Origin of the sequence: Clostridium sp. UBA6640 (assembly GCF_002455975.1) — a bacterium.
Taxonomy (GTDB): domain Bacteria; phylum Bacillota; class Clostridia; order Clostridiales; family Clostridiaceae; genus Clostridium_J.
This window is the reverse complement of the sequence record NZ_DKLM01000128.1, coordinates 794-23,660: the sequence shown is the minus strand read 5'-3', so window position 1 is coordinate 23,660 and position 22,867 is coordinate 794. Positions and strand designations below refer to the sequence as shown.

Annotated in this window: 21 protein-coding genes and 1 pseudogene; 1 reads left to right on the top strand and 21 read right to left on the bottom strand. The window is 29.5% G+C overall.

The genetic code is table 11. The annotated features are described in order from the left end of the window. Window positions 1–481 precede the first annotated feature (481 nt). From B2W91_RS13750 to cdaA, 21 genes and pseudogenes are all read right to left on the bottom strand, one after another. Window positions 482–1,900, bottom strand: coding sequence for a hypothetical protein (locus tag B2W91_RS13750; RefSeq protein WP_291581896.1), 1,419 nt, complete (start codon window positions 1,898–1,900; stop codon window positions 482–484). Beyond that, entirely contained in the window at window positions 1,879–2,445 is a 567-nt protein-coding gene (locus B2W91_RS13745; protein WP_291581893.1) for an RNA polymerase sigma factor, read from the bottom strand. Before B2W91_RS13745 ends, B2W91_RS13750 begins: the two co-directional genes overlap by 22 nt. Window positions 2,446–2,618: 173 nt before the next feature. Further along, window positions 2,619–3,527 (bottom strand): annotated as a pseudogene (locus tag B2W91_RS13740) (putative ABC exporter domain-containing protein); the annotation flags it as partial. A 47-nt stretch (window positions 3,528–3,574) separates the two neighbouring features. Beyond that, window positions 3,575–4,168 (bottom strand): putative ABC exporter domain-containing protein, encoded by a 594-nt coding sequence (locus B2W91_RS13735; protein ID WP_291581891.1) that lies wholly within the window; start codon window positions 4,166–4,168, stop codon window positions 3,575–3,577. A gap of 12 nt (window positions 4,169–4,180) precedes the next feature. Then, window positions 4,181–4,900 (bottom strand): ABC transporter ATP-binding protein, encoded by a 720-nt coding sequence (locus B2W91_RS13730; RefSeq protein ID WP_291581889.1) that lies wholly within the window; start codon window positions 4,898–4,900, stop codon window positions 4,181–4,183. A gap of 592 nt (window positions 4,901–5,492) precedes the next feature. Beyond that, window positions 5,493–6,842, bottom strand: coding sequence for a phosphoglucosamine mutase (gene glmM, locus B2W91_RS13725; RefSeq protein WP_291581886.1), 1,350 nt, complete (start codon window positions 6,840–6,842; stop codon window positions 5,493–5,495). Between the two features lie 345 nt (window positions 6,843–7,187). Beyond that, a complete protein-coding gene (locus tag B2W91_RS13720) occupies window positions 7,188–7,541 on the bottom strand; it encodes a hypothetical protein (protein WP_291581883.1) in 354 nt (117 codons plus the stop codon). An 83-nt stretch (window positions 7,542–7,624) separates the two neighbouring features. Next, window positions 7,625–8,245 carry a YhbD family protein gene (locus B2W91_RS13715; protein ID WP_291581880.1) on the bottom strand — a complete coding sequence of 207 codons (621 nt, stop codon included), beginning with the start codon at window positions 8,243–8,245 and terminating at the stop codon, window positions 7,625–7,627. A 32-nt stretch (window positions 8,246–8,277) separates the two neighbouring features. Then, a complete protein-coding gene (locus B2W91_RS13710; RefSeq protein ID WP_291581878.1) occupies window positions 8,278–9,069 on the bottom strand; it encodes a polymer-forming cytoskeletal protein in 792 nt (263 codons plus the stop codon). Window positions 9,070–10,104: 1,035 nt separating this feature from the next. Further along, on the bottom strand, window positions 10,105–10,290 hold the full coding sequence (locus tag B2W91_RS13705; RefSeq protein ID WP_291581876.1) for a hypothetical protein: 186 nt from the start codon (window positions 10,288–10,290) through the stop codon (window positions 10,105–10,107). 240 nt (window positions 10,291–10,530) lie between these two features. After that, window positions 10,531–11,061, bottom strand: coding sequence for a 2-oxoacid:acceptor oxidoreductase family protein (locus B2W91_RS13700; protein ID WP_291581873.1), 531 nt, complete (start codon window positions 11,059–11,061; stop codon window positions 10,531–10,533). Window positions 11,062–11,063: 2 nt separating this feature from the next. Next, on the bottom strand, window positions 11,064–11,813 hold the full coding sequence (locus B2W91_RS13695) for a thiamine pyrophosphate-dependent enzyme (protein WP_291581871.1): 750 nt from the start codon (window positions 11,811–11,813) through the stop codon (window positions 11,064–11,066). After that, window positions 11,813–12,880, bottom strand: a complete 1,068-nt coding sequence (locus B2W91_RS13690) for a 3-methyl-2-oxobutanoate dehydrogenase subunit VorB (protein ID WP_291581868.1) — start codon at window positions 12,878–12,880, stop codon at window positions 11,813–11,815. Before B2W91_RS13690 ends, B2W91_RS13695 begins: the two co-directional genes overlap by 1 nt. 16 nt (window positions 12,881–12,896) lie before the next feature. Continuing rightward, window positions 12,897–13,106, bottom strand: coding sequence for a 4Fe-4S dicluster domain-containing protein (locus B2W91_RS13685; RefSeq protein ID WP_291581865.1), 210 nt, complete (start codon window positions 13,104–13,106; stop codon window positions 12,897–12,899). A gap of 135 nt (window positions 13,107–13,241) precedes the next feature. Continuing rightward, window positions 13,242–13,913: an ATP-binding protein gene (locus tag B2W91_RS13680; RefSeq protein ID WP_291581862.1), complete on the bottom strand. Its 672-nt coding sequence runs from the start codon at window positions 13,911–13,913 to the stop codon at window positions 13,242–13,244. A 12-nt stretch (window positions 13,914–13,925) separates the two neighbouring features. Further along, complete coding sequence (buk, locus tag B2W91_RS13675; RefSeq protein ID WP_291581859.1) at window positions 13,926–14,996, bottom strand: butyrate kinase; 1,071 nt, start codon at window positions 14,994–14,996, stop codon at window positions 13,926–13,928. Between the two features lie 17 nt (window positions 14,997–15,013). Then, complete coding sequence (ptb, locus tag B2W91_RS13670) at window positions 15,014–15,919, bottom strand: phosphate butyryltransferase (RefSeq protein ID WP_291581856.1); 906 nt, start codon at window positions 15,917–15,919, stop codon at window positions 15,014–15,016. A 704-nt stretch (window positions 15,920–16,623) separates the two neighbouring features. Continuing rightward, the gene (gene buk / locus B2W91_RS13665) at window positions 16,624–17,712 is read right to left on the bottom strand and encodes a butyrate kinase (RefSeq protein WP_291581854.1); all 1,089 of its coding nucleotides are present in this window, start codon (window positions 17,710–17,712) and stop codon (window positions 16,624–16,626) included. A 102-nt stretch (window positions 17,713–17,814) separates the two neighbouring features. Then, window positions 17,815–19,419, bottom strand: coding sequence for an NAD(P)/FAD-dependent oxidoreductase (locus B2W91_RS13660; protein WP_291581850.1), 1,605 nt, complete (start codon window positions 19,417–19,419; stop codon window positions 17,815–17,817). After that, the gene (locus B2W91_RS13655) at window positions 19,400–20,653 is read right to left on the bottom strand and encodes a CdaR family protein (RefSeq protein ID WP_291581847.1); all 1,254 of its coding nucleotides are present in this window, start codon (window positions 20,651–20,653) and stop codon (window positions 19,400–19,402) included. Before B2W91_RS13655 ends, B2W91_RS13660 begins: the two co-directional genes overlap by 20 nt. Next, complete coding sequence (cdaA, locus tag B2W91_RS13650; RefSeq protein ID WP_291581845.1) at window positions 20,623–21,471, bottom strand: diadenylate cyclase CdaA; 849 nt, start codon at window positions 21,469–21,471, stop codon at window positions 20,623–20,625. The genes B2W91_RS13655 and cdaA overlap by 31 nt, the downstream gene beginning before the upstream one ends. Before the next feature lie 344 nt (window positions 21,472–21,815). On the opposite strand from cdaA, the gene B2W91_RS13645 reads away from it, so the two are divergent. Next, window positions 21,816–22,814 (top strand): hypothetical protein, encoded by a 999-nt coding sequence (locus tag B2W91_RS13645; protein WP_291581843.1) that lies wholly within the window; start codon window positions 21,816–21,818, stop codon window positions 22,812–22,814. Window positions 22,815–22,867: the final 53 nt, after the last annotated feature.

Genomic DNA, 22,867 nt, shown 5'->3' with positions numbered 1-22,867 from the left:
ATATATATGGGAATAGATAAATAAAGCGCTTGCTTTAATTCTAAAAGCAAATATAAATCTATATTTATTATATAAAAATATACAAAAGCAATTGAATTATTACCATATTGCATATATATAACAATTAGAATTTCTACAAGTGCTGATAATATAAAAAGAGAAGGTTTATATATAAATTTACTTACTCTAAAGGAAGAATTTATTAAAATTATTATAAATAGAAAAGAAAACATTACTAATGTGTTTATATCTTTATTCATGATAACTAGAGATGTTATAAATACACCTATATAAGTTATAAATCTTGATAAAAGTAAATAAAATAAACTTGTTTCTTTCATGAAAATTACCCCCAGAGCTTCTAATTTATATGATAATTTAATTAGAATAAATAGTAAATAAAAATCACTCTGTTATAATTTATATAAAAAAGTGGTATCTAAGAACCTCTTAAATACCACTTTTTTTAAATTTTATTAAATTATTTATTAATATCTCTTATTATTGTTTCCATCGCTTTTATTGCGTCTTCTTTGTTCATGTAATTAGTGGAAGATAAATGTATCTTAATTTTTTTATCTGGCATATATAATTCAAGGCATTCGCCATCATCAAAAGGTGTCATAAATATTCCATCATAAGATAAAATCTTTACTTTTTCAAAATTTGAAATTGGTACTGATATATTGCCACTATTATTTTCATTATATTTTGTTATATCTACACTAATATTATTTATACTCTTAGAAGATGTTGCATCAAGGTTTTTATCTATATATAAATAGCTGAATTTTTCTTTAGTAGTATACTTTTTATATTCCATACTATCCAATTGTATTCCTAATAGTTCATGTAATTTTATAATTGATTGCTCTTTTATATATTTCTCTCCCTCTTTTACAGTATCATATTTTTTCTCAGTAACTACTTTTAAATTCTTATTTCTCTTTATTTCTCTTATTATCTTCTCTACCATTTTTATTACTTCATCTTCAAGATTTTTATCTAAATTCTTACTTAAGTAATTATTAAATTCTAATCTTATTTCTACTCCTTCTTCTGGAATAGGTATAATTATAAATTTAGAATTATACGGATGGTTTTCGTACTCAAAGGTCCCATGTTGAAAAGCACCCTCATAAGATAATACCTTAACCTTTTTAAATTTACTATTTTCTTCATAATAAATAGTACTATTAACAGGTCCTTTATCGTATTTTTCTATTAAAACATTTATATTGCCATAATCCTCTAAGTCATCATTTATTCGATATCCATTTGAAAAAAAATATTGAAAAACTTTGCTATCGTTATATTCATAATATATCATCTTATCTAATTCTAAATCTCCAAGCTTATACAATTGTATTATTGATTCATTCTTAAGGTATTCTTCTGCTCCTTTTGAATCAAAAAATCCTTCTGCTCCTTTTAAATCAGCATTAATATATTCTTTTCCACAGATTGGTCTAAACCGTTTTATTTTTTCATATTCACTTACTTTTATTTCTTTACTACTTTCCGTCCAAGCCTCTATATCCTCCATATTTTTAAAAGTTTGTGATATTCCATCATTTGTGACAGTTATGCTTCTTACCCATTGTTCAATAGCGTCTACTATAACTTTGTTATAAGGTAATACTATTATTAAAACTATTATAGCTGCACAAACTGCTATTAAAGATTTTTTATTTTTTCCTAATTTTTTATTTTTAAATTGCACCTCTTCTTTATTTATTAATTCCATTACATTACTTCTAAAGTTTTCATCTGGTATTTCTTCCTCAAATAGTTCTAAAAGTTCTTCCTCAAGAATGGCTTCTTCTTCAGAATTTATATCATATGTTTTTTCTATATTAAATAACTTCTTTATAAGTTTTAATTGTCTTTTATCATGCATAAATTCTTCACCTTCTTTTCATTATTCTTATTTCTCATGGATATAAGTTTTTGCCTAGCTATATAAAGTCTTGATTCTACTTTACCTTTTGGCAAGTTTAAAACTTTTCCTATATCTTCTGCAGTTAATTTTTCTACGTATTTAAGTAATATTAAAACTCTATATTTTTCAGGCAAGCTATGAATTAATTCATATAGTTCTTTCATGTTTTCTTTATTTTCGATAACCACTTCTGGTGTTAAACCATGGATAAATTCTTCGTCAATTCTTTCAAAGCTTTTAGCTTCATTGCTTTTTAAATAATTAAAACTGGTGTTCTTAGCTATAGTAAAAAGCCAAGTTATAAAATTTTTATTATAATCAAAACTAGATAGATTTCTATATGCTTTAAGGAAAGTCTCTTGAGTTAAATCTTGAGCTATATACTTATCCTCTATAAGTTTACATATAAATCCATATACTTTTTTATCATACTTAATAAGTATTTTTTCAAAATCGTTCTTATTTCCCTCTAATATTGATTTGATGATTTCTTTATCATCCACAATACCCCTCCTCCCAAAATTTATTAATTTGAAAAGCCTTTCATATAGTAATACAACTTTAAAGCTTAAATTTTGGAAAAATAATAAAATTTTATGTATTACAGCTATTAATTTAATCATAAAAAAAGATAGCCTCTTTCAAGACTATCTTCTATTGCTATTCTTAAATCCCTTTATTCCAATTCCATATTATTAAATACAGCTTTTGCCCATATCATAAATATGAAACATAAAATTGTGAGATATATTAATGCTATTATTTTACCATAAATAATAGTGAATGCTTCACCAATGTAAGCTGATGTTACTCCAATTATTACTCCACCTAAGGCTAAAGTTATAACCAAAAGTAAGGAATATATAAGTGGTTTCAATTGTTTTGTTAATATATTTCCTAAATACTTAGCAAATACTATTTCATTATATCTTAAATAATAGTGAAACATTGAATATATAGCTATGTTCAATAGCATATTAATTATACTTATCTTAAATATAACACCAGGAAGGAAGAAAATTATTAATCCATTAAAAGCAGTGGTTAAGTTATCAAATAAAGTACTATAAAATAACTTATTAAAATTACTATCTGGAATTAGATAAATGTAATGCTTTCTTCTTTCTGACCCTACTAATCCTGACATTGTCATTATAAAAGCAAAATATATATTTATTCCAAGTGCCATATCGAAGCCGTTTTCTCCTGATTTATATGTTGCTATAATAGTAATTAGTGTAAATCCTAATATTTTTAATCCTTGAGTATATACTCCACGCTTTTTAAATTCTAAAATCTGTCTTTTAAAGATTGTTGCAGCACCACTTTTGCTGTAATTAACTTTAGCTTCTCTTAACATTTTCGCCTTTCCCTTTTTGGTGAAAACATTCATTTGTTTACCATTTTTAACAGATTCCAGTGCTTCCTCGAAGTCTTCCGCTCTTTGTACCATTTCTTCTGTGTATTCTAAGTTCATTCTATTTATAGTATAGATTATTACAGCTATAAATAATAAAAATGCTCCTATGAAAATAATAGTATTAACTTCAAAACCAACTAATCCACCCTTAACTATCTGCATATTCCATCCTAATAATGGAACATAATATAAAAGATTATTATTAAGGGTATTTACAAACGCTTCATNNAACTAAATCCAAATTGCATAACAAGAATTGCCCCTAGTATATATGCTATATACTTAGTTATTTTATTTACTATAGGATATTTGGTATTTAGAGATATTAATAATACAGACGCTGTACTAGTTGAAGCTAAACAAAAAATTATTGATACATAAATGTTTATTAAGCCTGTATCTTTTAAATTAAATAAATTCACCAATGTAGCTGAATTAAAAGCAATCATAATAACAAATATAAGTAGCTGTGTCATGTTTTTAATACAAGCATAAACAATTGCCTTTTGCGGCTTAATAGGAGATGTGAATACAAAGTTTACATCACTTTTTCTAAATAAGCCTTTACTATCTCCACTGCCAAATAAAGCCAATCCATAAAAGAAAATACAAACACTTGATGTTATAGCTAAAAGCATTTCTGGCGACTTATAATCCCCTTCTCTTCCACTTTTTATTCCTGCAATTATTGCAAAGGCTAATAATGCCACATAGAAAAGCATCCCTAAAAGCTTTAAAGGTTTTTTAACCATATCCTTAAAGAAATTAATAAAGCTTCTATAATGTATATAAAGTAATGGTTTCATTTATCTCACCTCCTACTTCTCTTCTGCTTCTTCACTGCTTTTTTCCGTTACTCTAAAGAAAATCTCTTCTAGGGATTCTCCACCTTCTTCAACTTCAGATTTTAACTTAGACACTACAATTTCACCCTTGTCCATTATTAAAGCTCTATCCCAAAGTTCATCTACAGAATCTATCATATGAGTTGAAATAACAATAGTACAACCATTATCTTTTAATTCTTTAACAATTGCTTTAATCTCTTTTATCGCCTTAGGATCAAGTCCTATCATTGGTTCATCAAATAAAACTACTTTTGGATTTGTAATTAGTGCACAAATAACTGAAACCTTTTGTTGCATACCTTTAGATAATTCTCTACCAAGCTTACTTCTCTTATCCTTTAAATCAAATCGCTGAAAATATTCTTCCATTTTTTCTTTATAATCTTTTATTCCATAGGCCTTAGATACAAACTCAACATGTTCCTCTATTGTCAACCAGTCATATAAAACCGGCATTTCTGGAATAAAGCCTAAATCCTTTTTAGCCTCAATAGATTTATTATCATACCCATTTACCTTAATTTCTCCCTTAGTTTTTAATAATCCTAAAATTGATTTTATAGTGGTTGATTTTCCTGCACCATTTGGTCCTAATAATACAGCAATCTCTCCATCATTAACCTCAAAAGATACATCCTTTACTACTAAGGTTTTACCATATTTCTTTGTTAGATTCTCAACCTTTAACATTGTTTTCCCCCTTGCCAATAACATATAATACATATTATTTTATATCGTTTAATATAGTATATAATAACTCGTTATTTTTATAAATACAAGTAAATTTTAAACAATTATGAATTTACGGATATCTTTTCATAAAATTGAAGAAATTCATAATTTAATTATAAATAGAGTTATGTGATAAATTTGTTTCTTTTCTATTATTGCATATAAAAACTTTAAATTTGGTAACTTAATGAATTTTTAATAATTAAATAATGTTATTAAATTAACAATATGCAGTTTATAATCTACAATTTTTGAATATATTAATTCATTATGAACTAATTTCCAACACAATTTTTTATTAAATTAGGCGATTTACTTCAAGACTGACTACTGCTATCCTGATGTGGAAAATGATGAACAATGCTCTCTGCTACAAAATTATCCTCCCTCCATGAGGTGTAGTGTATTATACTACAATATTTATATTATTTAATATTTGGATTATATTGCTTATCTCTACAATTTTTGTTTAATATCTCTGATTTTGTTCCAAAGTATACTGCACCTCAGGGGAACCNNCTAGCAATAATATTATTGCTAGTTAAAAAATTTATTTATTTGCTTTTTTTTCTATTAACTTAGCTAATGAATGTGCCATTTCATCTAATTCACTTTGAACTTTTCCTTCAAGCATTACTCTTACTAGTGGTTCTGTTCCTGAAGGTCTTATTAATACTCTTCCACACCCTTGAAGTCTTGCTTCCATTTTAGCTATTTCATCCATTATTTCCTTATCTTCATTATGAATATTCTTCATATCATTAGGAACTTTAGCATTAACTAATATCTGTGGAAGTTCTGTCATAACTGAAGCAAGTTCACTTAAAGTCTTTCCACTTACTTTAACTGTTTCAGCAAGTTGTAATCCTGACACTAGTCCATCCCCTGTTGTATTATAATCTAAGAATATAACGTGCCCTGATTGTTCTCCACCTATACTATATCCGCTCTTTTTCATTTCTTCTAAAACATATCTATCTCCAACCTTAGTTTTGATAGTTTTTATATTTTCTTCTTTTAATGCTATATCTAATCCTAAATTACTCATAACAGTTACAACTACTGTGTCCTTATTTAACTTTCCTTGCTGCTTTAAATGCTTTGCAGCAATTACCATCATAAAATCTCCATTAACAAGGTTTCCTTTTTCATCAATTGCTAAACATCTATCAGCATCACCATCAAAGGCTAGTCCTAAGTTACATTTATTATCAACAACAAATTTCATTAATCCTTCAGGATGAGTTGAACCAGAGTTTAAATTTATGTTACATCCATCTGGAGTATTATTTATAGTTAAAACCTCTGCTCCTAGCTTTTTAAGTGCTAATTCTGAAGTCTTATATGAAGCACCATTAGCACAATCTATTGCTATTTTTAATCCTTCTAGATTTCCTTCAACTGTTGAAATTGTAAAATCAACATAGTCCTCAATAGCTGTGTCAACTATAGATTTTTTTCCTAAGTCTTTTCCTACAGGAACAGGTACTCCTTGGAAGTTATTTTCTATAGTAGCTTGTATTTTATCTTCTAATTCATCACTTAATTTAAATCCTTCTTTATTAAAGAATTTTATACCATTATACTCCACAGGATTATGAGAAGCAGATATAACTACTCCTGCATCAGCATTATATTTCTTAATTAAATAAGCAACAGCTGGAGTTGGAACAACACCTAAACAAACTGCTTCCGCACCAACAGATAAAATTCCAGCAACTAATGCTGCTTCAAGCATATCTCCTGATATTCTAGTATCCATTCCAACCAATATTTTAGGCTTATGTGCTGTTTCAGTTAGCACATAAGCTCCTGCTCGTCCCAAATTATATGCAAATTCTACTGTTAATTCACTATTAGCAATGCCTCTAACACCATCAGTACCAAATATTCTACTCATATTTTTACCTCTTTTCTAATTAGTTTTTCTCTAATTTCGTACAAGACATCTTTACTAATTATTTTATCTCAGACGTCTAAAATCAAATTTTATATAAATATAGTTTCTTTCATAAATCATTAATTAATATACATTGTTATTATAATATAAAACCCTTACCTCTACAATATGAGAAGAAATTGGAAATTGCGACAATGATCTTAAGTAAAAAAAAGCATGGCCTTATACCATGCTTCTAAATGTACCTATAGTTATACTAATTCAAATTTAATTTATATATTAAAAAAGTTCGCATTTCAATCACAATTGTCAATCTTCCATCCTCAATTCTCCCCTGACTAAGGTTTACACTATAGAAATCTTAATTATATTATGATCATCTGTTTCTAGCTCTAAAATTTCACCTGTAATCTTCTCCTGTACTGCTACTGGTACAAGTTTTGAAAGTTTTTTTAAATCAACTGAATCTAATTGTTTTATTCCTAAATTTGGTATTACACCAAAGGTTTTAATTACAGAAAGTACAAATTTTATAGGCAAATTGAGCTTAACAGACTCTTTTCCACTTTGCAATACTATAATATTCATATTTTTTCCTTTATAAGGAGTATATAATCGTTCAATTAGCATCTTGGCATTATCAACAGATATATTATTTTCCTTAAGAGAAGTTAATATATTAGTTAATTCATCCCTCATCGACTCCCCCCCTAAATTAGTACTACTCATAAAGTATATGATAAGATGATTATAGTAATTCTAGAAAATAGAATTATTTTAAATTACATTAACTTTAATTTTAGCTCTTCTATATAATTAGATAGTTCTAATTTTAGTACAACTTTTACGTTTTCATCTAATATTACGTTGTTATTTTCAACAGTAGCTATACAGAAAGAAACTCCTAATTTTCTCATTAAGAATATTTTATAATTATTACTTTGAAATTCCATATAATTATTATTTATAATAGCTATTATAGATTTAGCTTCATCTAAAATTATTTCTCCCTTAGGTAAAATATTATCTAAAATATACATTGAGAGTATATGATGAAAATCATATATTTCCTTTTCGCCATATACCTTACTATAAATTTCTAGAGTAGAGTTATCTATAATATTTAGTTTTAGAAGTTCTTCTTTACTCTTTTTATCAACTTGAACTTTAGGTGAAAACATTTCTGCTAAATCGTCTAGCTGCATATCTCCTTTAAAAGATAAAATTTTTTCTACTCTATCTAATATTTTTTCCTTCGGAAAATAGGTTTCCTGTCCTGTAAAACTAGACTTCTTTATAAACCATTCCTCTGGAATTAACTTCTTTCTTTTCCATCTATATAGTTGGCCATATGAAATATTGGTTATTTCTAAAAGCTCTTTTTTAGAGATTAATTCCTCCATGCTATCACCTCCTATTTTTCTTTAGTTCCAACTTATATATGTCTTTCTTCCCTAACTATACTATCACCTGTTATCTTAAGTTCATTTTTATATTCTACTAGTTTTATATTACAGCCATCACCTATTATAATATTTTTCCCTCTAACAACTTCCGCATTAGTATTTTCAAGATAGATTTCGTCTGCCTCAATGACCTTAGTTGTCAGCGTGCCAAAATTATTTCCAATAACTTTAGCTATTAATGATACTATACCGTTTTTCCTGGGACTCTTTAAAATCTCAATATTAGTAGCACCTATCTCTTCTACATTAGAATTTCCACCTAAATATATGTTGACATTCTCAGCATTCAACATGCCTTTTGACCTAAAATTACCAGTCATCTGAAAATTATCAGTTTCTATATTCTTTTCAATATCAATACCACCAGAAATTTTAATATCTTCTCCATAAATGCTTCCTAGAACCTTTGCTGATCCAGAAATATTAATATCTTTTCCTTTAAAATCCCCTTCAATCCTTCCGCAGCCGCTTATTTTAAAGTCTTCTGAATCAACGGCTCCTAATATTTTTGCTGAACCACTAATCTTTCCTGATTTACATTTTAAATTACCTTCTACTCCACCGCTGCCACTTATCTTAAATTCTGATGTATTTAAATTTCCAATTAACTTACCGCTTCCACTTATTTTAAAGTCATTGCACTCTGTATCACCATATATCTTTCCACTTCCACTTATGCTCACATCGTCAAATTTGCCACCTGATGAAGTTCCACTTCCTGAAATTTTTAATTCTCTCAATTGATTTTTATCAAAAGACATAAACATTACCTCTCTTCAAATATAAATTCTTCTACAATAACTCTATATAAAGTTTCATTTAAATTTTATATATTCATTGTAACATAACATTGTTTCATTACACAATATTATATTTAAATTTTTTTAAATAGGATGTAAATTATCATTTATTTTAATATAATATAATTACAACGAAATCATAACTTTTTCATTAATATTTCACAATTCTGCATATCTATTTGAAATAATAGAGGGCTATATAATATAAGGTAATTTCTAGTTAGCTTTAAGCTACTAATCTACTATAATGATTATATTTGAAATTCCTAGTTGTGAAATATTCTTGCTTAAAGTTATTATTTTCAGTAATATATAATTTATTATTGGTTTAATCATAAAGGGGGATTATTGAAGAATGTATTCTTCTATTATTAGTATATTGCCTATAATTATAGCAATATCTTTGACACTAATTATTACTTTTATCTTTAAAAATATAATTAAGAAATACTATTTTATTTGTCCAGAATGTGGCTTTATTTTTAATTCTAAGACAAATAAAACATCTCTTATTTATAACAATTATAAAACCCAATGCCCAAATTGTAGCTATAACGGCTATATTAAAGCACATGAAGATAAAGACGCTAAAAATATTTAAAATCTTGTAATATATTTTATATCTTAATAAAAGGAGCTGTCGCACTAAGTAATTAGTGCCCAGCTCCTTTTTCTAATTCACAATGCAAAGTTCACAATTATGGATATTTCTCAGTTGCCACTGAGAAATTCTAAATTGATTCTTTTTTGAAGTTACAGGGTAACTTTCTTTAAAAAACTAGCAATTATATTGCTAGTTAAAGATAAATTTAAAGGAATTTTTTCTCTAAAAATAATTTCAACCTCAATTGTCAATTGTCCATTATCTAAGGTTATCCACATATTTGACTTTTTATAATTTCCTATAGAATAAAAAAGAGCTATGCATCAGCAGTTTTTAACTGCTAATGCAATAGCCCCATTTAAACTCTCAGTTTTAATGATAATTCCCTATTATCAACTAACTGTTGACAATGCATCAACTTTTTTGTGTTGACATCTTTTGCAAACTTTTATCTTACTTCCGTCTTCTAAAGTTATATCATATAAAACTTTTATCCTTTCAGCTTTGCATATCGGACAAGTACCCCTACCTCTAGCTGGTAATTTCCATAGCCCTTTTCCACGATATTGTTTCCCCATTTTAAGTCCCCCATTTTTTTATATTTTGCATATTATATAAATTATTCTCTTCACCAGTATAAACGCATTTATAATCTGGTACCCCAAAAATTAGTGAATTATATTTTTTAATAAAATTACGTATATAGGTATTTAAAAATCTCCATACTCCCAGGCTAATTGCTGTATCTTCATAAAGCAATATCTTCTTAGCTTCAGCGAATATTTTAGCTCTTTCTTCTAAATCCTTAGCTCCTTTTATTATTTAGTGTATGAAGCTCCTATTTCTAACGCTTTTTTATTAATTTCAAAGAATTTTTCTTTTCCATGTGCTTTTAAAGCCTCTAATAATTCATCCATAGAAACTATTTGAGTTTTAGCCACTAATGCTCCTAAAAGCACCATGTTAGCTATTTGACCACTTCCTACTTTAGCAGCCTCATCTTGTGCTGGAATTTTTATAACTTCAATGTCAGTTCTTTCAATATCTCTATCTACTAAGTTACTATCTATTATTAGTAATCCACCTTTAACTAATGTTTTTTCAAACTTATCTAATGATGGTCTATTCATTACTACAACTGAAGTTGGCTTAGTAACTATAGGAGATCCAACTTGATCATCAGTAACTATTACAGAACAGTTAGCTGTACCTCCCCTCATCTCTGGACCATAAGATGGTAACCAAGAAACGTTTTTATTAGCGTCCATTCCTGCATAAGCTAAGAATTTACCCATTGAAAGAATACCTTGTCCTCCAAATCCAGCAAATATAATTTCTTGTGATGCCATAATTACTTCACCTCCGCAGTTGCGTCTTTTTTAACTCCTAAAGTGTAGAATGGCATCATGTTGCTTCTTAACCATTCCATTGACTCTTTCGGAGATAATCCCCAGTTAGTTGGGCATATTGATAATACTTCAACTAATGAGAATCCTTTTCCTGCTATAGCATTCTCAAAAGCTTTTTTTATAGCTTTTTTAGTTTTAAGTACATTTGGAACACTATCTACAGACACTCTTTCAACATAACAAGCACCCTCTAAAGTAGCTATCATTTCTGAAACTCTTATTGGATGTCCTTGAGTTTTTACATCTCTTCCATATGGAGAAGTTTCGGTTACTTGTCCTGGTAATGTAGTTGGAGCCATTTGTCCTCCTGTCATACCATATATACAGTTATTAACGAATATAGTAACTATATTTTCTCCTCTTGTTGCAGCGTGAACTATCTCTGCTGTTCCTATTGCAGCAAGGTCTCCATCTCCTTGATATGTGAATACTACTGAATCTGGTTTTGATCTTTTTATTCCTGTTGCAACTGCTGGTGCTCTTCCATGTGCTGCTTCAAACATATCACATGCAAAATAATCATATGCTAAAACTGAACATCCAACTGGAGCAACTCCTATTGTTTTATCTAAAACATTTAATTCTTCTAAAACTTCTCCTACCAATCTATGGATAACTCCATGTGTACATCCTGGACAATAATGTGTAGGAACATCTAATAATGCTTTTGTTGGTTCAAATACTATAGCCATTACTTAGCACCTCCTACTATTTCTCTTACTTTATCTAAAATTTCATCTGGGTTTGGAACCATTCCACCACTTCTTCCGAAGAAGCTTACTGGTTTTCTTCCTTCAACTGCTAATCTTACATCTTCAACCATTTGTCCACAGCTAAGTTCAACTGATAAATATCCTTTTGTATTATTTACAGTTTTCTCAAAAGCTTCTACTGGGAATGGCCATAAAGTTATTGGTCTTATTAAACCTAACTTAATACCTTCTTTTTCTGCCATTTTAACAACATTTTTGCAAATTCTTGAAGTTGTTCCATAAGCAACTAACACTAATTCATTTTCTCTATCGCAATTAAATAATTCATATTTGACTTCATTTTCTTTTATAGCTTTAAATTTGGCTTGTAATTTTTTATTATGATCTTCTAAACCTTCTGGTTTTAAGTAAAGAGAATTTATTACGTTATGAGTTTTTCTTCCTCTTAATCCTTCAGCAGCCCAAGTTTTGACTGGAAGTTCTCTAGATTCTCTTTCTTTAAATTCAACAGGTTCCATCATTTGACCCATCATACCGTCTCCCATTATCATTACAGGAGTTCTGTATATTTCAGCAACATCAAAAGCATCTTGAATTATATCAACCATTTCTTGTATTGAAGCTGGAGCATATACTGGCATATTGAAGTCACCATGAGCTCCGCCTTTGGTTGCTTGGAAATAATCCGATTGCGCTGGTTGAATACCACCAAGTCCTGGGCCTCCTCTTACAATGTTAACGATTACGCAAGGAAGTTCAGCCCCTGCTATATATGATATTCCTTCAGCCTTTAAGCTTATTCCTGGTGAACTTGAAGATGTCATACATCTTGTTCCTGTTCCTGCTGATCCATAAACCATGTTTATAGCTGCAATTTCACTCTCTGCCTGTAAGAATACTCTTCCTATTTTAGGCATTCTTCTTGAAAGATATGCTGATATTTCTGTTTGTGGTGTTATAGGATATCCAAAGAAGCATTGACATCCAGCTTTAATAGCTGCTTCACCGATAGCTTCATTTCCCTTCATTAATACTTTCTCTGCCATGAATCTAACCTCCTATTTACTTTTCAACTGTAATTACAAGATCTGGACACATTCTTCCGCATGACGCACATCCAATACATTCGTCTTCTTTATCTTTAGCGATTGTAGCTGGATGGTATCCTTTTACGTTTAGCTTTTCAGAGAAGCTTATTATTTTCTTAGGACATGATGCTATACAGTTACCACATCCTTTACATCTTTCTTCTCTAAATATAACTCTTGCCATAACTTCTACCTCCTTATAATGCCAAATCCTATATTTTAACAATTCGACATATCAGATAAATAATTTTAAGCTTGTTAACTACATTCTAACGCCGTCTGAATTTCCTGTCAATTTTATTGATTGTTAAAATTCTGACTATTCAAATTTACGCCATGGTGGTAACATAAAAATGTCTATCGGGAATAATTTTCCACTGATCTCATCTTTTACTTCATCCACTATATTTTTTGTACAAACTGTAAATGCATGAGGTATATTAAGATCTTTACTTAATTTTGAAACTTCCTTATCACCTTTAATTATGTGCTCTTTAGTAGTCTCATAAGATAAATTAGTATTTGATATTAAGTGTGATACTTTAAGTCTTGAAGCCCTTTGTATCATTTCTATATATTCTTTAGTATCTATATTATTTGATGTAAATGGCCTATTTCCATTTATAACAAAATACATATCATAAGGTTCTTCTCTAAAATATCTGTTATATTGGCCTAATCCTATTGCCCCTGAGTCGTCTCCTCCTACATCAAATACCACATCATAGCTTTTATCATTAAATACAGAAAGCACTTCTGCTGGTACCACCATAAGCTCTGCATTTACGAAATCTGGGTTAGAAGATATAACCCTTATATTATATTTTTCTAATTCAGTTTTTAAATCTCTAACACAGAAATATGGATTTACAATATCTAAATCGACTATTGCAACCTTTTTTCCTTCTTTTGCTAGATTTATGGCGTAGTTTATTGCTATTTCTGTTTTTCCACTTCCAAAATGCCCTGTAAAAACCCTAATTCTACTCATATTATCACCTTTTTATTTATATTCTTTAGCTTGTTCTTCTGCTTTTAAAACTCTTAATCCACCTTCAGCAAGTGCTAATAATTCATCTTCTCCTGGGTAAATTACTACTTCAGAGATAAATTCAACTCTTTCTTTAATATAGTTTACCATTGATTTAGAATATGCAATTCCTCCTGTTAATATTATAGCATCAACTTTTCCTCTTAGAACTGCTGCACACTTACCTATTTCTTTTGCCACTTGATATCCCATTGCTTCGAATATTAATTTATATTTTTCATCTCCTGCTGAAGCTTTATCATCAACTTCTTTAGCATCATTTGTATTTAAATATGCTACAAATCCACCTTGCCCAGTAATTTTCTTTTTAATTTCTTCTTTGGCGTATTTTCCACTGAAACACATACTTACTAAGTCTCCAACTGGTAATCCACCACTTCTTTCTGGTGAAAATGGTCCTTCTCCATCTAATGCATTGTTAACATCAACAACTTTACCCTTTTCATGCGCTCCAACAGAAATTCCGCCCCCCATATGGGCTACTATTAAATTTAATTCATCATATTTAATATTTTTTTCTTTAGCATATCTTTTAGCAACAGCTTTTTGATTTAGTGCATGGAATATACTTTTTCTCTCTAATTCTGGCATACCAGAAATTCTAGCTATATCAGTCATTTCATCTACAACCACTGGATCAACTATGTAGGCTGGGATATTTAACTCTTTAGCTATTTCATTAGCTATTATTCCACCTAAATTAGATGCGTGCTGTCCTTGTATTCCTGCTTTTAAGTCTTCTAACATAGTTTCATTTATATCATATGTGCCACCTTCAATTGACTTAAGTAATCCGCCTCTTCCAACAATTGCGTCTAATGTATTAACATCAAAATTCTTTTGCTTTAATACATTTAATATAACTTCTTTTCTAAAATTGAATTGGTCATATATAGCTTGAAATCTTCCAATTTCTTCAGAGCTATGTCTTAATGTTTCAACTAATATAGGATTTGTGTCTTCGTACACACCAATCTTCGTTGAAGTGGAACCTGGATTGATAATAAGTAACTTAAATGCCATAAATTCATCCTCCTAAACTATCTACTTTCTGCAACTAATGCAGCTAGTGCTATAGAATTCATCTTAGATTCTGGTGAATCTGCTCTAGATGTAACTATAACAGGTGCTGCTGCTCCAGCAAGTAATCCACCGCTTTTAGATTTTGTTGTATATGTTAAGCATTTGTAGATTGCATTGCCAGCCTCTATGTTCGCCATAAGTAATATATCTGCTTTTCCAGCAACTGGCCCAGATATTTTCTTATGATGAGCTGCTTCTTCTGATAATGCATTATCAAGTGCTAGTGGGCCATCAATTATGCATCCCTTTATTTGACCTCTTTCATTCATTTTTGAAAGCATAGCAGCATCTAGTGTTGCTTGCATTGCTGGGTTTACAACTTCTACAGCACAAATTGGCGCTACTTTTGGAATTTCAACTCCTACTGCTTTTGCAACCATAATAGCATTGTTAACTATATCTACCTTTTCTTTTAATTCTGGATACATATTAAAGGCTGCATCAGTTAAAAATATTAATCTATCATATCCTGGAATTTCGAACACTGCTATATGAGACATTTGCTTTCCAGTTCTCAGTCCCACTTCTTTGTTTAATACTGCTCTTAGAAACGTAGCTGTATCTATTAATCCCTTCATCATCATATCAGCTTTACCACTTGATACTAATTTAACTGCTGTTAATGCAGCAGCATTTACATTTTTTTCGTCAATAATCTGAAAGTCATCCATATTCATTCCTATTTTTTTACCAATACTAATTATCTCTTCTTTGTCACCAACTAGTATAGCATTTGCAATGCCACTTTTTTTAGCATCTCTTATAGCTTCTAATACCGGTTCATCTTGAGCCACTGCAACTGCTACAGTTTTTATAGCTTGAGATTTAACTTTACCAATAATTTCATCAAATGACTTTATCATTTTTTATCCTCCCTATGCATTAGTTATAGCTTTTTAAGCTAATGATAATTTATAAGACATCTGGAAGAAAATAATAGATTAAAGATGTTAGTATATTTTAAGCATATGAAATAAAATAACTAGTTTAAAGATTCGGAATATATTTTGTATCAGACAAGAAGACAGGTTTTCACGATAGTTTAGCTATCATGAAGTTCTGACGACGCAGTGTGATACGAAATAAGTTAACATACTGACTAGTTATTTTTTGAATATGCCTCATATCATACAAGGCGTCAGATTTTGCTCATAGTGGTGCTATGGGCAGGTTCTGTGAGCGCAGTATGATAGAAAATAGGCTAGCATACTAGTCTATTATTTTTTTGAAGATGNNAAAATAATAAGCCAAAGATATTAGTCTATTTTATATCAGACAAGGTCTCAGGTTCCATTCATAGTAATAATAGATTGGTTCCAACAACGCAGTATGATGCAAAATAGGCTAACATACTGACTTATTACTTTTTGCAAGATGCCTAAGTGAAGCTCACATAACTAAAGTCACGTGCTTCTAAGATTACTCTTAGATTTTCCCACATCATCCACCTCGTAACCTACTATGTCTATGGGCGTTAGTTCGGATACTTCCTACCCTACTTTATTTAGCCACCACTAACTCATGACTGAACCCACGAGAGTGCGTGACTATGCTTCAAAATGAAGAATTAAAAGCTTACTTCTTGCTCATAAATTTTTGCAATTTCCTCTTCTTTGAGTACCCTTAAAGCACCTTGAGCTAAAGCTAACATTTCATCTTCACCAGGAACCAATTCTATTGGTGCAATAAATCCTACATATTCAGAAATCCAGTTCATTAACCTTTTATTATGAGCTAATCCCCCTGTTATTATTATCGCATCCATTTTACCTTTTAGTGCTATTGACATAGATCCAATTTCTTTTGCAATTTGATAAGCCATAGTCTTAAAAATAAGCTCTGCTTTTTTGTCTCCCTCATCAATAAGTTTGTCTATAACTCTTCCATCATTAGTTCCAAGATAAGCTATTAAGCCACCTTGTCCCATTACTTTTTTACTTAGCTCTTTTTCCGTATATTTTCCACTAAAAGCAAGTTCAACTAAATCGCCTACTGGAAGCGTTCCTGTCCTATCTGGAGAAAGTGGGCCTTCATGGCTTGCATTATTGCAATCAATCAACTTTCCATCTTTAAATGGTGATATAGATATTCCTCCACCAAGATGTGCTACTACAAAAGAGCTATTAAAAAAATCTAACTCCTTATCTTTACAAACTTTCCTAACTACTGCCTTCATATTTAGTGCATGAAGTAAAGATCTCCTTGGCAGTTCAGGCATTCCTGATATTCTTGCTACATCTTCAATTTCATCTACTGCAACTGGATCAACAATGTAAGAATGTATGCCTACTTTTTTAGCTATTTCATAGGCAATAATTCCACCTAGATTTGCAGCATGTTGTCCTTGTATTCCTATTTTTAAATCTTCAAGCATTCTTTCTGTGACTTCATAAGTTCCACCTGGCATGGATCTTAGAAGCCCACCTCTTCCTACTACAAGAGCTAATTCATTTAATTCTATGCCTTTTTCTTTAAGCCATTCTAAAATCATTTTAACTCTCATATCTTTTTGTTCGTATATAGTATCAAATTTTTTAATTTCTTCTATATCATGAGTTAAATTTGTTGATACTATAGAGTTTTCATCATTAAAAATTGCTAGCTTTGTAGATGTAGATCCTGGATTAATTACTAACATATAACTTTTCTTTGCCATAATATCCCCCTCTATGCCGAAAATTCGTCATACTTTTACAATTTTTATAAATCCCCACTTATATTTTATCAAATTTTCAATGTAAATATCAACTTAAAATGACTAACAATTCGGTACATTGTATTTCTTCATTATTGTTTCTGCAATTTTCAGTCCATCTACAGCAGCAGATATAATTCCTCCAGCATATCCTGCACCTTCACCAGCAGGATATAATCCTTCTGTTGAGATACTTGTATTGCTTTCATTTCTATTTATTCTAACTGGTGCAGATGTTCTAGTTTCAACACCTGTAAGTACTGCATCACCACTACCAAATCCTGCTATTCTGTTATCAAATACTGGTAGTGCTTCTTTTAAAGCCTTTATGACATAATTAGGCAAGCAATCCTTCATTTCACTAAATTCATAACCTGGTGTATAGCTTGGTTTAACCTTACCTAATTTTGTTGATCTTCTATCTTTCAAGAAATCTTCTACTAATTGTAGCGGTGCATTATAACTTTTCCCTGCTACCTTATAAGCTAAAGCTTCATAATGTCTTTGGAATTCTATACCTGCTATTGGAGAAGTATTTCCAAAATCCTCTGGATTAACGGATACTACTAAAGCTGAATTAGCATTGTCGCTATCTCTTTTATAATTACTCATTCCATTAACTACTACTGTATTCTCCTCTGAAGCAGCAGCAACTACTTGACCACCGGGACACATACAAAAGCTATAAACAGATCGATTTAAGTTTTTGCTATTATAAGTTAACTTATACTCTGCAGCTTTTAGCCTAGGATGGTCTTTATACTTTCCATATTGATTTTCATTTATTAAACTTTGAAGATGTTCTATTCTAACTCCTATAGCAAAAGGCTTTGGTGTCATAAATACCCCTCTTTTAAAAAGCATTTCATAAGTGTCTCTTGCACTATGGCCTATAGCTAATATTAATGCTTCACAAGGTATTTTTTGTCCATTTACAATTACCTCTTCTACTCTGTTATTCTTTATAATTAAATCCTCTAGCTTAGAATTAAATAATACATCTCCACCCAAATTAATAATAGTTTCTCTTATATTCTTAACTACTAACTTTAATATGTCTGTTCCTATATGCGGTTTTGCCATGTATAATATCTCTTCTGGTGCTCCTGCCTTAACCAATTCCTCTAAAACATAATCACATCTATCATCTTTAATTCTTGTCGTTAGTTTTCCATCAGAAAAAGTACCTGCTCCTCCTTCTCCAAATTGGACATTAGACTCTGTATTTAACTTTCCTTTAATCCAAAAATTGTCCACAGCCTTACTTCTACTATCTACATCTTGGCCCCGTTCAACTATTATAGGTTTATATCCCTTTTGAGCCATAAGAAGACCAGCAAAAAGTCCTGCTGGTCCCATCCCTATTATAATTGGTCTACTATGCATTTTTTCATTTCCAAATTCAATTTCTGCATTATATTTTTTCTTTTCTATTTTAACATCGCTACTATTAGCCTTTAATACAATTTTCTCCATATTGTCACAGGTAATTTCAACGCAGTAATTAAATTTTATAGAATTCTTTTTACGCGCATCTATAGATTCCTTAGAAATTCTAAAATCTTTTATTTGATTTTCTTTTATCTTTAACTTTTTAGCTGCTTTTGTTTTTAATAAATTAATATCCTCTTCTATATCTAGGATTAGGTTATTCACTCGAATCCACATTATCGTTATTTCCCTCCGTAGGTTTCTTAATATTTACTTTTACCGTTTGTATATTTTGTGATACTTTTGTTAAATTTTCTGGAATACCAGAGATAATTATTGGAACATCATGATCTCCTTCATTTAAATCTTTCAAATCTAAAGTTGCAGTAATAGCTTCTGAAGTCACCTTAGATAAATCTTCATCATAACCAGATAATACTAATTCCAAGGCATCTTTATCTAGAGTTACCGTTGATTTTTCTGGAACATTAAGTTGTTTTATGCCTATATTAAAGGTTTTTTCTGATTTTTTCTTTAAATCTAAAGTAAACTTAACTTTTACCGTAATAATATCATTTGATATTCTAACACCCTCAGGTACTTGTAAATTTACATCTAAAGTTGTATCGGCATTTATAATACTTAAATCTATAGGTTCTGTTGATAAACTAGCTATATTATTTACCACGTCGCTAACACCTATTATCTCAACATTTTTTGGATTGACGTCCATAGTTTCAATCGTCACTCCATCTGGTGCTTGCCCAGTAGTATTAATTTGTATTGGTACAGATTTACCTTTTTTTATTGAGATTTTTATTGTTGCAGTGGAAGTTGATAATGTAACATTATTTACCACATCCCCATTACCATCAATTGGTATTAATTCAGCAACTTTTTCTATATCTCTGTCCATATTAGTAACATCTATTTTCCCTAATACGCTTTGTACCATATCTACATACTTAGATGGTCCATTTACCTTTACAACTGATGGAGAAATAAAATGCTCTTCTTTATATGCCCCTGAAGTTAAATCTCCTTGTATATCTGGTATAACTGCTACTTCTTTTTCCTTTAAAGTATCAATTTGTACATCTATCCATAAATTTTCACTCACTATATTTACACTATTTGGGCTCTTCGTTATCTCTATCGGTACCTTATTAGGTCCTGCCTTTAGAGCATATTTACTTAAGTCTGCTTCAATTTTAAAATCTTTATTTTTATCTATAAGGTAAACAGCTGATGCTGGTCCTTTTACATTTAAATTAACTTTAAAATCTTGGCCAGGTAGTAACACTAAATTATTTTGAGCTAAAGCTTCTTCGTTTAAGACTTGTACTGATATATTTTTTATTGAATGACTTGTAATAGGATTTTCTGTACCTCTTATATAAAGCCATAATGCAAATGAGGCTATGATACAGCAGATTTTAATTAAGATATCTTGTCTTTTCTCTTTATCCATACTCTAACCCTCTCTTTAAATGTTACTTTCGTTTTATGTCTGCTCTTCATTATCTTAACAAGAATACTCTTTAACTTATCTTTATCATAGTGCCTTAGCAATCGTCCATTTACAGCTAAAGATACAACACCTGTTTCCTCAGAAACTATAATTGTAAGTGAATCTGTTATTTCAGTAACACCTATAGCTGCTCTATGTCTTGTACCTAACTGCTTATTCAATTTATCATTATTAGTAAGTGGAAGAAAGCATCCTGCTGATACAATTCTATCATTTCTAATAATTGTAGCTCCATCATGTAAAGGAGTATTTACAACAAATATATTTTGAAGCAATGCAGAAGAAACCACTGCGTCTATTTTAGTACCAGTATTTATAATATCTCCAAGTCCTGTCTTTTGTTCAATTACAATTAGTGCTCCTGTTTTTTCTTTAGCTAACTCTTCTACAGCATCAACAATTTCATTAACAACATTATTCATAATTTCTTCATCTTCATAAATTATCTTATCCATGAAAGAAGTTCTTCCTATATGTTCTAATGCTTTTCTCAATTCAGGTTGAAAGATAATAGCAACAAGAGTTAATCCAATTGTGAGTGTATTGCTTAAGATCCACTTAATCATTGTCAAATTGAAAAACTCACTTATAGGCATTAATAAAAGTATAAGTAATATGCCTTTTAAGAGTTGTACAGCTCTTGTTTCTTTTATAAGTGTGTATCCTTTATAAAATATTACAGAAACCACCAAAATATCTATAAGTGCAAACTTATCAAATCCTTTTAAGCTATTTATTATAAAATTTAAACCCTCCATTGTTGCCTCACCTCTTACTATAATTCCTAATTATAATTATACACTAATAACTTTATTTATAATACATTGTAAGTTTATTTTTATTTAGTAAAATAATGAATTTACAATTTATGAATATTTTCCCTTAATCCCTAATATAACAATAATAAAAAAGTAATAACTCCATCCTTAAGTAGATACAGTTATATCTAATGTTCATAAACTAATTATTCTATAATTTTGCAATCTAACTTTTTGTGAAATGTGAAGTATTCTAAAAGTTTTAACTAATTATTTTTTAGATATCTAAATCTTAAACATACTTTTAAAAATTAATAAACTTTTAATATTAGGAGGATGATTTCATGAATATAGAAATCAAAGATAAAAAGCAAATATTTCTAAACTATTTGATGATTGTTGTTGCAGCTATATCATTATTCTGCTTTAGCTATAATTTTTTTAAGGATAAAACTGTAAATTCACAAGTAAATTACATTGATAGTACTTTGAAAGAAATCAATACAATAAATAATAGATGTAATGACTTTATAGTGAAAGATAGTATCAATGTAAATAAGTCTTTAAAAATAATTCCTCAAATGATTAATGAGTTAAATAAAATAAAGGATGATATCAACATTCAAGAATATGATCCTGAAAAATTAGATAGCTTAAGAAATGGAGTGGAAAATAACATACTTATGTATATACAAATGGAAGCTATGTTAAAAAATCCAGCAGGAAATGATATAGAAAAAGCAGCTAAAAATTTAAAAACTTATTATACTATTGCTTCAAATTATTATTCTATCTTTAGTGAAAATGCTATATCTATATTAAAATCAAGTTTTTTTGCAATTGATAATATTACTAATTATTGCTTATCAGCTTTCAATTCCACTAAAGAAAAAGAAGTTAACGATGATCAAAATACACTATTTATAAATGCTATAGATAACGTTAGTAGTTATTACGATAAATTAAAAATAGATTTTTCTCCTCTATCCTTAAAAGCTAGAAATAATCTTTTAACTTATGAATTAGCTATTTCTGATATTGATGTTCAAATTACTTCTCTAAAAACTTTAAAAGATAGCTTAAAAGATATTTCAGTACCTAATAGTGGATTAAAATCTTATGAAGAATTAGATGCCTCTATGGAGGAATATTATAATTATCTTCAAAATTTTAAGTACGCGTTATCCATGGAAAAAGTCCATGCTAAAAATGAAAAAACTGATAGCGATTTTTACGAATCTCTATATATAACACCAAAACAACATTTAAGTAGTGCAGAAACTCACTACAGTAAATTTAAAAGCGTTTATAAAAAACTTAAAAGTGCACCTGCTCTAATCTAAATATAGAGTTCCACGATAAAAATTTAATTTATGCATGATTTTAATTTCCATAA

Bases quoted from the DNA above. Each gene is read 5' to 3' on its own strand.
- B2W91_RS13705 (WP_291581876.1), bottom strand. From the start codon at position 10,290: ATGGGGAAACAATATCGTGGAAAAGGGCTATGGAAATTACCAGCTAGA.
- B2W91_RS13720 (WP_291581883.1), bottom strand. From the start codon at position 7,541: ATGAGGGATGAATTAACTAATATATTAACTTCTCTTAAGGAAAATAAT.
- buk (WP_291581854.1), bottom strand. From the start codon at position 17,712: ATGGCAAAGAAAAGTTATATGTTAGTAATTAATCCAGGATCTACATCT.
- B2W91_RS13685 (WP_291581865.1), bottom strand. From the start codon at position 13,106: ATGGCAAGAGTTATATTTAGAGAAGAAAGATGTAAAGGATGTGGTAAC.
- B2W91_RS13690 (WP_291581868.1), bottom strand. From the start codon at position 12,880: ATGGCAGAGAAAGTATTAATGAAGGGAAATGAAGCTATCGGTGAAGCA.
- B2W91_RS13700 (WP_291581873.1), bottom strand. From the start codon at position 11,061: ATGGCATCACAAGAAATTATATTTGCTGGATTTGGAGGACAAGGTATT.
- B2W91_RS13710 (WP_291581878.1), bottom strand. From the start codon at position 9,069: ATGTCTTTTGATAAAAATCAATTGAGAGAATTAAAAATTTCAGGAAGT.
- B2W91_RS13695 (WP_291581871.1), bottom strand. From the start codon at position 11,813: ATGGCTATAGTATTTGAACCAACAAAAGCATTATTAGATGTTCCTACA.
- buk (WP_291581859.1), bottom strand. From the start codon at position 14,996: ATGGCATTTAAGTTACTTATTATCAATCCAGGTTCCACTTCAACGAAG.
- B2W91_RS13655 (WP_291581847.1), bottom strand. From the start codon at position 20,653: ATGGATAAAGAGAAAAGACAAGATATCTTAATTAAAATCTGCTGTATC.
- B2W91_RS13715 (WP_291581880.1), bottom strand. From the start codon at position 8,245: ATGGAGGAATTAATCTCTAAAAAAGAGCTTTTAGAAATAACCAATATT.
- B2W91_RS13680 (WP_291581862.1), bottom strand. From the start codon at position 13,913: ATGAGTAGAATTAGGGTTTTTACAGGGCATTTTGGAAGTGGAAAAACA.
- cdaA (WP_291581845.1), bottom strand. From the start codon at position 21,471: ATGGAGGGTTTAAATTTTATAATAAATAGCTTAAAAGGATTTGATAAG.
- B2W91_RS13750 (WP_291581896.1), bottom strand. From the start codon at position 1,900: ATGCATGATAAAAGACAATTAAAACTTATAAAGAAGTTATTTAATATA.
- B2W91_RS13645 (WP_291581843.1), top strand. From the start codon at position 21,816: ATGAATATAGAAATCAAAGATAAAAAGCAAATATTTCTAAACTATTTG.
- B2W91_RS13730 (WP_291581889.1), bottom strand. From the start codon at position 4,900: ATGTTAAAGGTTGAGAATCTAACAAAGAAATATGGTAAAACCTTAGTA.
- glmM (WP_291581886.1), bottom strand. From the start codon at position 6,842: ATGAGTAGAATATTTGGTACTGATGGTGTTAGAGGCATTGCTAATAGT.
- ptb (WP_291581856.1), bottom strand. From the start codon at position 15,919: ATGATAAAGTCATTTGATGAAATTATTGGTAAAGTTAAATCTCAAGCT.
- B2W91_RS13660 (WP_291581850.1), bottom strand. From the start codon at position 19,419: ATGTGGATTCGAGTGAATAACCTAATCCTAGATATAGAAGAGGATATT.